The organism is Thiomicrospira microaerophila (genome assembly GCF_000934765.1).
In the GTDB taxonomy this organism is placed as follows: domain Bacteria; phylum Pseudomonadota; class Gammaproteobacteria; order Thiomicrospirales; family Thiomicrospiraceae; genus Thiomicrospira; species Thiomicrospira microaerophila.
The window spans coordinates 1-16265 of the sequence record NZ_JYNN01000046.1; the positions used below are offsets into that span (position 1 = coordinate 1).

Annotated in this window: 11 protein-coding genes and 1 pseudogene; 1 reads left to right on the forward strand and 11 read right to left on the reverse strand. The window is 42.4% G+C overall.

Annotated elements, in window-relative coordinates:
* The 11 genes and pseudogenes from NA59_RS10885 to NA59_RS10935 form a co-directional block, all read right to left on the reverse strand.
* Positions 1-204, reverse strand: a pseudogene (locus NA59_RS10885) (IS5/IS1182 family transposase); the annotation flags it as partial.
* A 49-nt stretch (positions 205-253) separates the two neighbouring features.
* Positions 254-1363 carry a site-specific DNA-methyltransferase gene (locus NA59_RS14460; protein WP_232504080.1) on the reverse strand — a complete coding sequence of 370 codons (1110 nt, stop codon included), beginning with the start codon at positions 1361-1363 and terminating at the stop codon, positions 254-256.
* A 133-nt stretch (positions 1364-1496) separates the two neighbouring features.
* On the reverse strand, positions 1497-2402 hold the full coding sequence (locus NA59_RS10895; protein WP_044412371.1) for an Abi family protein: 906 nt from the start codon (positions 2400-2402) through the stop codon (positions 1497-1499).
* A gap of 244 nt (positions 2403-2646) precedes the next feature.
* Positions 2647-3477: a DUF4391 domain-containing protein gene (locus tag NA59_RS10900; protein ID WP_044412374.1), complete on the reverse strand. Its 831-nt coding sequence runs from the start codon at positions 3475-3477 to the stop codon at positions 2647-2649.
* Positions 3478-3479: 2 nt separating this feature from the next.
* Entirely contained in the window at positions 3480-6674 is a 3195-nt protein-coding gene (locus tag NA59_RS10905) for a helicase-related protein (RefSeq protein ID WP_044412377.1), read from the reverse strand.
* Positions 6675-6765: 91 nt separating this feature from the next.
* Entirely contained in the window at positions 6766-7569 is an 804-nt protein-coding gene (locus tag NA59_RS10910; protein WP_044412380.1) for a DUF429 domain-containing protein, read from the reverse strand.
* An 18-nt stretch (positions 7570-7587) separates the two neighbouring features.
* Positions 7588-8634 carry a hypothetical protein gene (locus NA59_RS14465; RefSeq protein WP_052501627.1) on the reverse strand — a complete coding sequence of 349 codons (1047 nt, stop codon included), beginning with the start codon at positions 8632-8634 and terminating at the stop codon, positions 7588-7590.
* Positions 8635-9340: 706 nt separating this feature from the next.
* On the reverse strand, positions 9341-10228 hold the full coding sequence (locus NA59_RS10920) for a DUF7281 domain-containing protein (protein ID WP_044412383.1): 888 nt from the start codon (positions 10226-10228) through the stop codon (positions 9341-9343).
* On the reverse strand, positions 10225-11493 hold the full coding sequence (locus tag NA59_RS10925) for a hypothetical protein (RefSeq protein WP_044412386.1): 1269 nt from the start codon (positions 11491-11493) through the stop codon (positions 10225-10227). The genes NA59_RS10920 and NA59_RS10925 overlap by 4 nt, the downstream gene beginning before the upstream one ends.
* Positions 11490-12122: a condensin complex protein MksE gene (locus NA59_RS10930; protein WP_044412388.1), complete on the reverse strand. Its 633-nt coding sequence runs from the start codon at positions 12120-12122 to the stop codon at positions 11490-11492. Before NA59_RS10930 ends, NA59_RS10925 begins: the two co-directional genes overlap by 4 nt.
* Before the next feature lie 5 nt (positions 12123-12127).
* The gene (locus NA59_RS10935) at positions 12128-15826 is read right to left on the reverse strand and encodes an ATP-binding protein (protein WP_044412391.1); all 3699 of its coding nucleotides are present in this window, start codon (positions 15824-15826) and stop codon (positions 12128-12130) included.
* Between the two features lie 230 nt (positions 15827-16056).
* Between NA59_RS10935 and NA59_RS10940 the strand changes: the two genes are divergently transcribed.
* Positions 16057-16265 (forward strand): MarR family transcriptional regulator (locus tag NA59_RS10940; RefSeq protein ID WP_044412395.1); only part of this gene is annotated, 209 nt, incomplete at its 3' end.

The following is a 16265-nucleotide window of genomic DNA, read 5'->3' on the forward strand; positions in this document are numbered from 1 at the left end:
GCCATAGACCAACAAGCTAATTAATAAACTGGGGTGGTAGGCGCTACTACCGCGCAAACCATAACTGTTTTCAATTTGGGTTAAATCAAGCTGGTCAACGACCTCGACGACAAAACGTGCAAGATGGTCATCAGGCAGCCATTCATCTAAGGTTGGCGGTAGAAGATATCCGCTAAGGCGGTCTATTGGGCGAAAGCGACTCATTGTTTTTATCTCATAAGTAATATGGGCATATTTTAACACATATCGTCTTTTAGCATATTATTGTTTGATTAGTCCGACAGGCTCCTAGTAACTTATTTTTATTTGCTGTTCCAACATAAATTCTACAAGCCTGTTTTAAGAGTCCCTTTTCTATAATCATGTCGTCAACTTTTACAGGCAACCCCGATTTTGGTTCTAAAGAATATTCTAGTTTTACCTTCTCAGAGATAAACTTATCTTTTCGTGTTTCTGAAAAAAACTTGTCATCTAATATTTTTTTTGGATAAAAGAGGTTTTCAACTGAACTAGGGAAGCCTTTAGGTAATTCAATGAGCGCTGGTGGGTTTGCAGGAGAATTTTTATTTATGTTATTATCAGCATATCCTTTCCAAAGATTACTCCCTTCTTCAGTATTTGGATCAATTACATAACCAATTCCATCCGATATCTCTCTCTTATCTTTTATATAGCATACGATATATTCGTGATTAACTTTGACTTCATATTGATTATCAGTGTTACCTTCGGTATTCCAAATAAAGGATGCAACAAAATTCCTTTCTCCAAAAATCTCATCACATATCTTTCTGAGGTTATGCACTTCGTTGTCGTCAATCGAGATAAAAATCACGCCATCGTCGCGCAGTAGATTGCGGGCGAGTTTGAGGCGTGGATACATCATATTGAGCCAGTTGGAGTGGTAGCGGCCGGCGCTGTCGGAATTGGTGAAAAGCGGATTGCCTTCTTCGTCTTTTTGTCCGGTTAAACGCTGGTAGTTGGCGAGGTTGTCTTTAAAGTCGTCTTTATAGACAAAATCTTTGCCGGTGTTGTATGGCGGGTCGATGTAGATCATCTTCACTTGACCGAAGTAGCTTTTTTGCAATAGTTTGAGGACTTCGAGGTTGTCGCCTTCGATATAGAGGTTTTCGGTGGTATCCCAATTTACCGATTCATCCGGCGCTGGGCGCAGTGTGCCGAGGCTGGGTGTGGTGGCGATGCGTTTGGCTTGTTCTTTGCCCGCCCAGGTGAATTGGTAGCGTTCGCTGTCGGTTTCGATCTGCTCGCCCAATTCGGCCTTGAGCGCGTCAAAGCCGATTTTGCCTTCGGTAAACACATTGGGGAACAACTGTTTGAGCTGTTCGATATTGTGTTGGGTCAAGTTTAGGCTTTCGCCTTGGATGGGTTGTAGATCGTGTGTTGATTCGGTCATTATTCGTTTCTCTATTAAATTTTGAGTAGTTTTTAACATGGTCGGAACGCAATGTTAAATTTTGAGTAGTTTTTTAACATTATCAGGTTTGCCAAGTTGCAAAGCTTTGCCAATTTTCTGGAAAGCCCATTTGTTGGGTATTGATGTCTGGGTAATCCACTAAAAGCTTTTTTAGGCGGTGCGTCCAGTCGTGGTCAGGCTGAATGATATTGAGCATCCATGCCATCATAACCAGTGTGTTGTATATTTTTCGGCGCGGTTGTTGTTCATTTTGAAACGCATTGATCACCAGCATGGGTTTATTTCTGGGTATTTGCAATGTAAAAGTAAAGCTCTTGTTCCAAACCCTGGCGTGGTGCGCACAATGATTGCGAAGAATCGTTAAGTGGTGCAAAAAGGATTGTAAAACTTGGCTATCCATTTGATATGCTCTGGCAATGGTATTTGCATCTTGTCTTTTCTTCAGGTTTTTGTACCAACTTGAAAGCTGCCCCATTGACATCACTTCAACAACCGCCCAAATAGGCGGTATGGCTTCTTGGTATTTGCCTGTTAGGTGAACAATAAAATCTTCTCGGCTTCTTGAAATTTCGGTTTTTAACTTTTTTAGCGTGGTTGCATAGTCGTTTTGATTTTGAAAAAGTGTGCTGTCCAAAATCGGATGTGCACCATATGTCTGACCGAGATGGTAAGCGAGTTTAGTGCGGATTGAGACTTCAATTTGCTCAATCGCATCAAGCAAGAGTATGCGAAGATCTTTATCAAATTTGTATAGGTTGATTATGTCTGAAAATAAGGTTCCGGCTCGAAATTGATTATTCGACTGGCGATATTCGTACCAGTAACCCGATAGGCGGTAGTAATTGAAATGAGCCAGATAATGCTCAACTTGGGGAATGGGAAGGTCGAGTTTCATTCCTTGCTGAACAAGCTTTTGGCGTTGTTGGGCGTAGGTTAAATGGGGCTTGTTGTATGGAATTTTAGCCATTTTCTGTTCCCAAGAAACAAGTAACCCCTCGCAGGGCGCTGTTCTTATGGGTAGCGGGAGGGGTGTTGTTGGTATACATTATAATGCCAACGCCGCCTAAATAACAAACTTTATTTTCTAAAATGTTCAAGCCCATCTTTCCATCTCCCGTTTCATTTGGGTATTATAACGATTAAAGGTTCCTGCTTGGTGATAAGAGTCCAAGGGATGTTTCCATTGTGTGTTTAATGGATAGCTGAGCAGGTCATTTTTCATTTTGTCCCGCCTGGATGTTTTCTAGTTGTTTGAGCCGTTGCTGTAATTGCATATTCAATGCCACTTTTTCGTTGAACTGGGCGCAGGTTTTGAGCTTGTTGGTGAGTTCGTCGATGTCTTTTTTGAGTTGTTGAATGTGTTTTAACTTGGCCCGTTGTGCGGCGATATCGAGTTCTGCTCCGCTGTTTTGATTCGTTGGAAGCTGGGTTGCGCCGGTTAAGCGTGCGGTTTGGTAGCGCGTGAATGTGTGGATTAGGCTTTGGTATAAGCGATAGAGATTTTGTTGGTTTTGCCGGTCAAAACGCAGGGCGTTGTAAAAGTCTTGTTCTAATGGGGTATTAGCAGACCTGGTTGCGCCGCTATCTATCCAGTCGGTTTGAATCAGCTCATTCATGATGAGTTTGTCGTGTTCGCTGTCGGCTTGGTGAACCGATTTTTCAGCCAATGACCATTGCACTTGTTGGCCTGCCTTGATTTCGAGCAGTATCGGGTAAGCGATGGCTTTATGTACCAACTCGTGCAGGGTTTTGAGTTGCGCGGGTTTGAGGCTTGACCCGGCTTTATGCCCGTCGGGGTGCGGGTGATCTTTAAGCGTGACTTGTATCACAAACAGTTCGAGATATTCGTGCTCTGTGGTTTTATAGGCGGGAATATTGCTGTTGTCGGGTTTGATATGCGCTTGAAGTGTAATCGATTCGACTTGCTCTTGAAGCAAGCGTTGCGCACTCGATGATAGCTGTCCATTGTCGTAAAAACTCTTTTTGGTGAGTTTTTGGCTGAGGTGCAGTGCCGGCGGTAATTGAAGTGCTTCAAGTAACATGATTATTGTCCATCCACTAAGATCAGGTAGCTGATAACTTCAAAATCGCTGTTGGCGTTGAACGCATCAAGCTGGGTTCCGCCACGACTGAACAGGCTGTTTATGCCCTCCTCAACCTTTTTACCTTGGATATGCGCAATCGCTTGTTTTAAATGGCTTTGGTATTGGGTGCTACTGCCGAGTTGCTGGAATAAGGCGCTATCGGGATGCGAGCGGCCTAAGCTGTGTTTTTTGAGGATATCTAAGGTTTTTTTGGCTTGGGTATAGGGTAGCTGGATGGTTTGTTGTTCGGTAACGTAAACCAAGAAATACGGATACAAGGCATAGGGTTCTTGGGCGCGTTCATTTTCGGGGTTAAATTCGCGCGCAAGACTTTTTAAACAAAAAATCACGCCGGGTTGCAGGCCTGCATTTTTTAGGGTTTGGTCTAGTTTTTCCACCGAATACAAGCCGTTCGGCGCTTGTTCTAGGGTGTTGAGGTGGGCTTTCATGTAGTTTGACAAATCCATTTTAAAGTCATTGAGCGTAAGGTCGGTAATCGACAGACCGCCGGAAATGTCTTCTAAATCGAGCACGGTGTCTTGCAGTTCTTTGAGTTGTTTTTTACGGTATTCCAAATCGCGCATTCGACCGGCATTGGTTTCGTCGATTAGGTTTTCTTCGCCGGTGGCCGACACATCAAGCAGAACCATGCGTCCGGTAACGCGGGCTTCGAGATCAATGTATTCATCGAGTTCCATATTCGGCCAGAAGTTGACCAGTTGGATTTGGCTGTTTTTGGAGCCGAGTCGGTCGATACGGCCAAAGCGTTGGATAATGCGCACCGGGTTCCAGTGGATGTCGTAATTGATTAAATAGTCGCCGTCTTGTAGGTTTTGTCCTTCGGAAATACAGTCGGTGGCGATGAGTAAATCGAGTTCGGCTTCGGCAGGCAAGCCAGTTTTGTCGCGCTCTTTGGAAATCGGTGAGAAGGCGGTTAGCAGTTCGTTGAGTTCTGCGCGTAATTGCGGTTGGTTGGTTTTGTTGGTACCTGAGCCAACAATTAACGCACTGTGAATGCCTTGGGTTTCGAGCGCCCAAGCAGATAGCTGTTTGTAAAGGTATTGCGCGGTATCGGCAAAGGCGGTAAAGATGATGACTTTTTTATTACCCGGGTTCAGTGGGTGAGTGATTTTGTTTTGGATTTGTTGCTTAAGCAACGCCAGTTTCTGGTCGCGCTGTGGTTTGACACTGGCCGCCATATTGACGATTTCGGTTAGGTAACGTTGGTCTTCTTTGAGGTCGTATAGCCATTTGGCTTGATCCATGTCTTGAATCAGGACTTTGACTTTTTTGCCGACCAGCAGGGTTTCCAGTTCCGGGGAGTCGATATCGGTTTCTAAAATGTTTAGGTGATCGTACTCGCCTTGAGCATGGTGTTCGAGTTTTTGAATGGTGCGTTCAATGTCGGTTAATAGCCGTTGGGCAGTAAGATGAAAAGAATGCACCGAGCTTTCAAGGCGTTTGAGCAGATTGACTTTAATTAAGCCAATCAGGCTTTTTTCTCGGTCTAGTTGGGTAAACACCGATTGACTGCCTTTGAGTTTGGTGTCGTATTTTTGCTCGTAAAGTTTGCGCTTTTCCAGTGCCACGTATTTGAGCGGCGCAAAGGTGCTCAAATTAAGGCGACTGATGGTTTTATTGATTTCACGCAGGGATGGAAATTCGCCTTGGCTGTCAAAGTCGGCTTGGATGTTAATCGGCTTGAGTCGGGTGGGGAATTGACCGATTTCAGCGAGATTGTAGTATTTCTCAATGTGCTTACGCGAACGGGCAATGGTGAGTACATCCAATACTTTGAAGTAATCAAAGTTCAGTGAGCTTAGCAACTGGTCGGTGGTGCGAAGCGCATCTGGGTTTTTTAGCCAATCGTTGAATTTGGTTTGCGCCCGTTTTAGCGTTTGTGAAATATTAGTAATGCCCTGTTCAACTAGCGCATAATCATTGCCTTCGGTGACAAAGGCTATTTGATTTTTGAGATCGTTGAGTCGGTTGTTGACCGGCGTAGCGGATAGCATCAGCACTTTGGTTTTAACACGGCTACAAATAATGTCTTCCATCAGTTTGGAGTAGCGTGTGTGCTTGTCTTCCGCACTACTGGCGTTTCTAAAGTTGTGCGATTCGTCAATCACCACTAAATCGTAATTACCCCAGTTGATCGTTTCAAGATTAATATCACCGGATTGCCCTTTGGTGCGGGTCAGGTCGGTGTGATTCAATACATCATAACTAAAGCGGTCAGCGGCAAGCAAATTTCGCTTGTCGTTTCTTATGTATAAGGTCCAGTTGTCACGCAGTTTTTTGGGCGCGAGCACCAGCACTCGGTCGTTTCTTAATTCGTAATATTTGATGACCGCAAGCGCTTCAAAGGTTTTACCTAAACCGACGGAGTCCGCCAAAATACAGCCGTTGTAACGCTCAAGCTTGTCAATGACGCCAAGTACGCCGTCTTTTTGGAAGGGGTAGAGTTTGTTCCAAACGGCGGTTTGTTTAAAGCCGGTTTTGGTTTTTACGATAGACTCTTCGTCTAACTCGCTAAGATGGTTTTGGAACAGTCGGTAGAGGGTCAGAAAGTAAATGGTTTCGGGGGCTTGGTCTTGTGCTAAAAATGCCGCCGCCTCACACAGCGCTGACTGTAGATCACGTGCAGTGGTATCCTGCCAAAATTGTTCAAACCAAGCCTTTATTACCCGTGACTGCTCTGGATCATCATTGCCAATGTTCATGTCCATTTGGCTAGATTGCACCCTGCCTAAACCGGGCGCATCTAACGATGAGGAACCTTGAATGAATAACCCTTGCATCGCATTTTGAATGTGTAATATATTTTGCGGCACTCGTTTTTGATCAATGCCTTTGGCTTGAACAGAGGTGGTTAACCATTTTAAAAACCGTTGGGCGAGTTCTTTTTGTTGTAATCGATTAAGCAGTTTTTGTTCGCCTTGCACGGATGCGATTTTTTGAGTGAGTGGCATGTTATCTGAGGCAAGCATTAATCTTGTCGTTGTTCCATCAAGCGTTTTTTCTAGCGTTTCAAATCCGATCAGCGTAAAGGTTTTTAGCAGTAACGAGAGCTGTGCGTTTGTCTCTATTTTTTGAATGAGAAATGCACCCAGTTTTTCTGAGATCTGATTGTCAATCGTAAAATGGGATGCCATGAGACTTAATACCTTTGAGTTTTTTGGTTCAAGTTAGTTATTATCCATGATGTGTGTAAATAGTTTAGATTAAATTCACTTATAAAAGTGTTTAAACACCCAACCCATCCACCGGCACAAATATCCAGCCTTCTTTTGGCGGCGTAGATTCGCTTGGCCAAAGCAGTTGCTCGGGATGATGCACTAAACTCCAGGCCAGCAGCGCACAAATAAGTGCATCGCGTTGGTCGGGTGAGCGGATTTCATTGATGTATTCGTCGATATCGCTGTTGGCGGTGTTTTGGCTTTGGGCTGTTGTTTCGGGTTCGACAGCCTTAACAAATTTAAAATGTTGGTTGAGTAGGTTTTGTATGAACTTGGCGTGTTTGCAGGCTGATGGGTAGCCCTCAAAAGCTTTGAGCGGTGTGCCCTGCCCCCAAATGCCGGTTTGATGCAGCTTGGGTGCGAACTTAGCCAGCATATGCATGCCTTTGGTTGCTTGGCTGCCGATCATATCTTTGATCGCGGATAGGGGTTTGAGTCCCCGCTCGAACAGCGTTTTTTCAGTGTGGCGATAGAGGTAGTCATTGGTCGCTGAGGCGTGTATTTGACTGACCGGTTCGAGCTGATTGATGAGGGCTCGAAATCCTTCTGAAAAACCCAGTGGCGTATCAATCGCCATCACATACTGGTGCTGTGCATAGTCTTTGAGGGTGAGGCCACATAATCCAAATAGCTTTTCTATGAACACTTGGGTTGTGTCGGCCTGATTGATGGTATCGCGCAGATTGCCGCGCCAAGGCAAACCCAGAAGATTAAGTTTAGTATCCAAGATCACAATCGCATCGCGACTATTTGGATTCTGGTCACAGTTCCAGCCGCCAACATCCCAACCGATATAATACTGCTCGTTCATGCTATTCCTCTGTTATTTTTATTCATTGTTTAGCTTTATCGCTTCTTGTTCTAACGGCTGATAACTCAATTCCATAAATTTGATAAGGGTATCGCGCATCATCATTTGCAATTTGGTTGGCTTGGGTTGTATCAACTGTTCATCGAGGGCATAGACAATCTCTACGGCCTGTGGGTGATGAGCCAGCTGTTGGCCCAATAACCCAAGTATCGCTAATTCATCATCCAAGGGTTTTTGTGCATCAAAATCTTCGGCCCACTGATTTAGCTGAATCGCTTGGACTTCAAGTTCAACCAGGCCTGGTTCTAATAGTGTGGCGACTAAAGTTGTTTTAAGCTGGGCCAGATATTCCAGTGATGCCTCACCCCGTCCCCATGCACTCAATATCCAGACTAGACTCGCCAATAGCTGTGCATGCGAACTCGCTTCAAGCGTTTTAGTCCAAACATCGGGCAGCGTTTGGCGGCGCTGCAGAAGTGCGTTGTGGTGTTTTTGCGCTTTTGCCAGGCGTCGATCAAGCGCCTTTACTTGTAGGGCGTGCCCTAGATAGCGAGCCGCCGCCCAAATCTTTGAGATCAGCCACATCCCTAGATTGATTATCATGATCAGTACATAGCCTGCCGCATAGAGGGCTTGCCCAATTAGACTAAAGACGCCATAGATTATTTGCATTTGCGCTGCTTTTTTGCCGCGCACTTGGATGCCCCAGAGTTTGGCGGATGAACGATTTGGCTTGAGCCAGTTAAAGGTGCCTAATTGATTGCGTGTTGAAACGCTGATACCGGATTTGGATAGGTTGAGTTTATGGGGTCCTTTTCCATAGCGTCCAACTAACACAAACCGACCATTTTGTAATGCCACTTGCGTACCTTGAGTGAGCCGATGGGATAAGCGCAACCCGTGCTGCGAGTTAAGCGTGACATTAATGCCGGCGGCTTTTGTTTGTGCTCTTAAAGAGATACCCGCTGTACGACTGGCACGGGTATAGGCCGTTCGATGCTCAATCCGAACCTGTTTGCCCTGTTCGTCTTTTTTACCCCAGTTGGTCAATGCTGGTTCAGCCACGCTATCCTTGCCTCTCGCTCAATCAATGTTTAGCACTATACACCGAGCACTAAATTAAAGTCAAATAATTTGACTATGTGGCGCTATCAGTGATAGGATTTCGCTTAGATTGACTATGTAGGAGCTAAAGCCATGACTAACCCAATTCCACTGTAGTGAGGTTTTAAATTGAATGATAGCGTGCCCGATCTTGGAAATTATTTGGAAATAATCTTGGAAATCATTGGAAGATAACGTGGAATAAGTCAGGAATTATTTTTGGAAATAGCTGGAATAAGTCATGGAATAAATGGGATTGTAGATGGAATTATCTGTAATTCATTTTGGAATAACTTGTTAAAAATGCAGGAATCATTTGTAATGCACACATGCTCCAACCCCCCTGTTTTAAAGGCTTCAAAGGCCCTTTCAAGTACTAAATACCAATCTAAGGGGGTATTCAATAACAGAATACCATTAGCTACATACATCCTCTCTCATACCCTATCATCTTTTCACTTAAGTTACGGGTGACATCTCAGCCTTGTCATAATGGCAATGAAGGATTCAATCCATTTACTTTATCTTGATCTGTCATGAGTGTGGCATGATGTGGTTGAGTTTCAATGGTGGCAGAATGTAATTTCTTTCATTTAACCACTCTGTTTTAATCGCTTCCAATATTTGGGCTTTGTATCAAGTTGAAGCCACTGTAATGCTGCTAGAACTAACCATTCGAAAGCTTGGCTTGTGCTTGTATATTTATCAGCTCGAGCTTTATACTCTTGGCTAACAAAACTTCAGACATGACAGCTAAACCTTTTTGCAATATAAAACCAGCATAGCCTCCAAGCTGAGGATGCACCATCATCTGCTTTGTTAAAGCCTCAAACTTTGCAAGTTGTTTTTCAAATACATCTTTTCTTGATAAGCTAGGCCAATGAAGGATGTCGATTTTATCCCATGCAGGCAATACCAAGCTATCAAACCCATCATGTCCAAGTTGATTGATGCCTGCTAAATCGAAATCAAAAAAACCTATTTTCAATCCTTGAAATACATCGACAAGTTGACGTGCAGGGTTGAGGCTAAAGCGAACATCGCCACGATATACACATACCACACACTGATCTTTTTCTGCAAAAGACCGAAACAGCTTGATAAACTCAGGATACTGATGGCACGCCATAAATACCGCAAGATTCTCAATATACACCAGTACATCGGCCCTGAAAAGAATTTCATCAATTTCAAATAGGCCTGCACGATTTGCCGGAAAAGATTCATTATTAATTACAAACGGTTTTATTAGCGGACTACATAACACATGTCGACCGAGTACATTAGTGGTCGATAACTTCTCATTTGAGTATGTCTTAGCTACACACATCCTTGAGCTAGGATCAAAACCGCTTACACCCGTTTCACTTACCCACCGTTGCAGTATCGAGATATCTTTTGTAGACAGGCTTAGGACTTTAGCACGCACCACACCCAAATCATATTCACGATGCAATTTTTGCCACTGCCTTGTTAGATTGACTTCGATCGCAATACCCTGGTCAACAAGTGCAACTATTTGTTTGAGTGTGCGCTGGTCTAGCTCTGAATTCATAGCCGATAAACCTCTATATCTGAAACGTTTGTATTCGCTGCATGATTATCCAAGCGCTCTTCAATAAAAATCAACGTTATGCCCGGTCGATTTGCCTTTTGCAATGCACGATTCAATACCATCAACTGATTGAAGCTAAAAGCCAACCAGGCCTGATAATGTAATGTTTGCTGAAGAGTCTCATCATCAAACCAAAGTTTACCTATTCTGAGCGGTGCGCCCTGATCATGCCGCCATAATGATTGTATTAATAATTGTTTTGCCAACTCAACCTGTTGAATAAAAATACTCGATGCGGGTTCATCCCATAGATGTTCGGCTTCATAAGCAATAGGCATCTCCTCATCTTTGAGCTTGTGAATCGGACGAGCAGGCTGTTTAAGTTTATTTGCAATGTCTTTAAATACACTAGCCTCATAGCCACTAAAATTTAAATAATCAACGCCTCCATTAAATTGTATACTTGATGGTTGATCATTAAAGCCAACTAACTGATAGATGGGGTGTGACTTAAGATCAAGCGTTTCTACATCAATTTGTATATCACCTTGTTTGAGCTTAAAGTACATATCACGCAAAAGACGTGTTTTCTTATCTAATTGACGCAAACGGCTTAAGTTGTTTTCAAGTTTTTTAATCAAGCTACCGAGATATTTATTTATTTTTTCCAAGGGGTCATACAGATAGGTAATTATGGATTTTCGAATATCTAAGTCATCCGATAACTGAGCAAGCATCTGATAATTCATCACCTCTATACGTTCAATATGACTTTTAACCCTCTGTAATAATGCACCATTCTGCTGGTTTTTTTGTTTCATGGTTTTGGACTGACCAAAATCATTGTCAACATCTTGCTCGATACTCACCATGATTCGAGTTATCGTGCGCTCAAAACGACGACAACGATGTTGTATTTGTTTGAGCATCTTATGATACAACTCATAATCTGACTCGCTCAAGGCAATAACCGATTTTTTAGCATAGTCATCAAGCGTATCTAAAAACTGTGTCACATCAGTTAGCTCTCGCATTGAACCATCAGTGGCTTCATTGAGCATGTCAGATAACGCATCTAAATTAAAGCCACCAATATAGCTGCTATCAGTGTCCTTTTCTAAAAATTGATAGTTTTCTAATAGCATCAAAGAACTTGTTGGCTTTTCAATATCAACCGGCTGTTGTGAATCATTAATCAACTGTGTCAATAATTCAGCGTTCTCGACCAACGCTCTACCAAACCCCTTGAAGTCATCAACCTTCATATCAAACTCGCCTGCTCCATATCATCATCCAGTACCTCTCCAACCAACTCTTGTTGTATATGTAAATACAACTCTTTGAGATAACCAAAGTGGCCGGTAAAGAAATAGGTACCATTTTTGTCTTTTTTGCTAGTCAACAACCCCTTCTCAGACAATTTCTCAAATACAGCCTTAAGTTGCTCCCAGCTTGTATCGGCCTTTCGACTGCTTTTAAAAAACTTGGTTTGACTCAGTTGAATGAGCTCTGCTTTTAAGACCGAGTTAAGCTGAATGACCGAATCAATCTGTGTAAGCTCAACTCGATCACCTATATCCAAATATTGATAACGCCCATCCGCTTTGCCTATCAGGTCTAAAAACCCTAACAATGGCATCATCAAGTCAACCGCTTCTTGGAGGTGCTGGCGTATTTTCTTTTGCTCGTCCGTATCAGAATAGACATCAAACATAGCTTTATAGAATTCGCCTGCTGGTGAACGATAAAGCTTAAACCCAAGACTAACCAAGATGTCATTTACATCTGAACGAATACGCTCAGATTGCTCTAGCGTGGCATACCAGTCATGATACGCTTGGTCACAAACTGTATTGCCAGATAACAAAGTGCGTGCTATGTGCGCAATCTCCATAACATCTATACCCCCTTTTGATCATGGATTTGGTCAAAATAATCCAATACGGTTTTAGTTGTATTCATAAAACGGCGCAATTTCTTGCCCTTAGTGATACTGTAGATGTTGCTAAAGTATTGCAATATCTCAGGCGGAGCCTCAGGTAAAGCACATACAAATATCACCTTTTCTCTATCTAGAATAGGAAACAACTCCGCAATATTTTCGGTATGAAGCCGCCCAAGCTCATCTATTGGCCAGTGCACATAAAGATTTTCATTTTTCTGCATGGTTCGCTTGAGTGCCAAATAAGTTGTAATAAGAATTAAAAAGCTTAAGCCTTCACTCGAAATGGACTTGAGCTCTTCACCATTTCTAGCGATATGAACGCGATTATCATCCTCATTGGTTAACTCTATTTTGATCTGTATTAGCTGCTCTATCGATTTTATTTTTTTACTTGACGCAACAATCTCCTGACAAATGCCCGATACCGATTCAAAATAGTTATTACCTGGGTACTGTTCTAAAGGCATGCTTTGAACGGCACGCGCCTGCTCCGCAACCAAAGCCAATCGCTTTCGGTATGGTAGGTCTGTAATCATTTCTTCAACGCGCGCACCGACATGTGCAATATTAGAAAAACGTGCACCCATGTCATCCATTTGTTTAGACAGTGCATTGCCCATATTTTTTATGGCGAAGACTAGTGCTTTAAACTTCTCATCCAAGTCGATAATGGCTTTTGCCTGTGTACGAAATAAGCTTTGTGTACTTTCAATCAAGTTCTTTAAAAAAGAATCAAATAAATCCTGCAGCGCATCCATATCCCTATGCCAGTAATCCAAATCTATAAACAAATGAGGATAACCTTGCTCAACCTTGTTTCGCAGTACCTGATGTAATCCTAGAGAGCGCTTAAGCTGGATATAAGCTTCTTTTCCTGCTTTAGTAGACAACTGGCGCTGCTCAATTAAGAGTTTGAGTCGGCTTTCTGCTTCCTTAGCATTTAATAATTGATTTGCCAAAGTATCCTCAAGGCACTCATAAACACAAATATTATCCGAGTCTATCTGAGTGCGTAATAACTGATATTTATTTACATCACTATTGAGACGTTTAAGTTGCGCATTAAGCTGCTTGAGCAACTCATTTTGGTGATAAAGTTTCTGCTCGAATTCCCGGTTAATATTCTCTAGTGCGCCCCTGCTTTCCTGCAACGTTTGCTTGAGCTCAAATATTTTTGCTTGATAATCAGATTTTTTGGAAAACTGTTCTTTAACCCAGTAGCGGTAGGCCTGTACGCGCTCCGCATAGTCTTTAAGCGTTACGATTTCATTTTTGATTGCGCTTATTTTTGTTTGGAGCTGATGGTTATATTCAACATTAAATCCCTTATCCGCCAAAACCTGCGACTGGTTATCCTCAATTTGACGCAGTTCTTGGTTGTATTGGTGATTGATCTGCTCAAGCTGCTTCTGCTTTTGCATTTTCGTATGTTCTAGTGCCTGTGACAATTGTGCGACTTCTTCTCTAAATCGCTCCAGTAATTGATAGCATTGTTGGTCCTGATCACGCTGATTTCGATCGGCTACTTCCTTGAGTTTAGACTGCTCAAGCTCATGGGTTTCTATCGATAACTTCAGTGAATGGCGAATCTGCTCGATTTCATCACGCTCCTCTTGTTTCAAATTTCGACGTAACTCACGAATGCGATCAAGCTCATTTTGCCCTTTCCTTAGCTCAGCATCTAAATCGTTTAATATTTTCTGCTTAATTTTCAGCTCTTTTCCAGTTTGCTCTAATCGCTGCTTTAAATCCGATGCTTCTTGTTCCTTATTCTTAATGCGCTGTGTAGTTTGTTTTATTGCATCCGCCAACTCCGATTCCTCTTTAATTTGTGTGGCGGCTAGAGCATGATAGTTAAACTTTAAATTCATCAAACCCTGATGACTATTATCATCGAAGTCGATATAGTCAACTTTAAAACGTAAAGCATCCGCACTGAGCACTCTTAGTGCCTGGTCAAGATGCGCTCCATGCTGTTCTTTGATGAAGTGATACACTGAGGATGTAAAGGAAGCGAGCTCTTTTTCGTATGCCGCTTTATCACGACGCGCACCATCTATCTCTTCATTGGTGCGCCTTAGTGAGCTATCAATATTTTCAAATTGTTTATTAAGCTGTCCAAGCTTGGTTTCAAGTTCAACACGCTGAGTCTGACTTTTTTTGTTTACATTCTCTGCTGCTTCATAATCTTCCCCTAATTGTTCAGCACGCAACCTAATCGCTTCTAGCGCTTCTGAAAATGGACTTTGTAATTGAGTTTTTTTATTTTCGATCACCCCATCCTTTGTTTTAAGCCTTAATACAAAATCATGTTTCTGACTGTCATGGCGTTTATTTAACTCTATGAGTTCGTCACGCTCTCTTTGATGGCAATTAATCAGCTCATCGTCAATTAATTGTTTCTTTTGATCGTTGTTTTTTTCTATTTGACGTTGGTTTTCTAATAGCCAGCTCTTGAGCTCATGTTCTTTTAGCTTAAAATCTTTAATCGTCGATTCATAACCCTCATCCAACTTTTCTTTTTCATGCTCAAGTTTTCTTAGCTCCCCATCTAGCGCAGGAAGCATATTGATTTTCTGTTGTTTTTCTTCAATGTTTTCTTTATCAAAGTCACATCGTTGCTGCTCTAATTGATCTAATAACGATTCTGTGTGCTCAATCTTAGGCATTACATCACTGATAATATTTTTTTGCTGGCTGGCCTGTGTATCGTATTGCTGGTTTAGGGTGTCCAGTGCGATTTCAGCTTGTTGAATTAGTTGGGATTGCTGGATGGACTGAAACTGTGCTCCTTGGTAGGAAATGTATAACTCTTTATCGAGTTCACGTATTTGATGGTTTGCATCTTGAAATAAAATTGCCTGCTCTTTGAGTTGTTCAACAATCGTATTTTGGGCGTCAAGCGCTATAGCGGCTTTAAGCAGTTCCTGACTTTCAGATAGAGCAAGCACATCACTTGAATTAAAATTACTCATATCTAATCCATTGTGCCCAAGTTGTGACAATACACCTTGAGCAACCAGATAAGTCAACGAATCAAAACTGGCCTGACTCTTTAAAATGGCCTGCGCGACTTGATCTATACGCTCAAGCCGTTGACCTTTGGCACAAAGAGAAAATCGCTGTTTAGCGCGGTTTATTTTCTGATCACCACGCCCGCTGCGCTTATTAATTCCGCTCTGAATGATGTCTTGATAAACGGTGTGTGAAAAGGGTCCTTCAAAAGCAATATCTTTCATAAACAGTGATTGACTGAAATCAGACCTACTTATAAAATTGGCATCCTCATCGACAAATAAACGCGCCTCAAAACCACTATCAATAAAAAAATACTCCTCGTTGTTAGAATCCTCCTTTTGTCGAATAACTACCATTGAGGGCATATCTTCTTTCAAATAACTAAATGCAATATAACTTGATGTCAGAGGTAAATGGTACTGACTGAAATAGCTTTCCTTATTGCCGGCCATTTTACGAATTTCATTGGGAGCTGTACCAAAAAATAGCAGCACATAACGCAACAAGCTCGTTTTGCCAGCGCCATTCACGCCCTGTATCACCGTACTTTTATCAACATCAAGCGTAACAATTTGACCTGATTTTAATGAGTTAACAGCATGAATAGCCATTAGCTTAGTTTGCGATTGATCCATATAATTTCCTCCTCATGTAATTCACTGCAGCTCTAAATAACAGCTTTAAACCACCACTAATGACATCCAACAACGAAAATAACAATTGTTTACCTGTGAATATATATAAATCATCGCCAGTCAAACTTTTAGCACTATACACCGAGCACCAAATTAAAGTCAAATAATTTGACTATGTGGCGCTATCAGTGATAGGATTTAGTTTAGATTGTTTCTGAGGAGCTATAGCCATGACTAACCCAATTCCACTGTTTCCCTTGCTTGATGACCCAGCACTTGATGAGATCAAGTGGGATGCACAACTGCGCCTTGAGGAGATTGAGCGTTGGTTGTACTGGCAGGGTTCTTTAAGCCGTAGCGAGTTGGCAGAGAAGTTTAGGATGTCTAAACAACAGACCTCCGCGATTTTGAAGCAATACCAGCAGTTACATCCCACTAA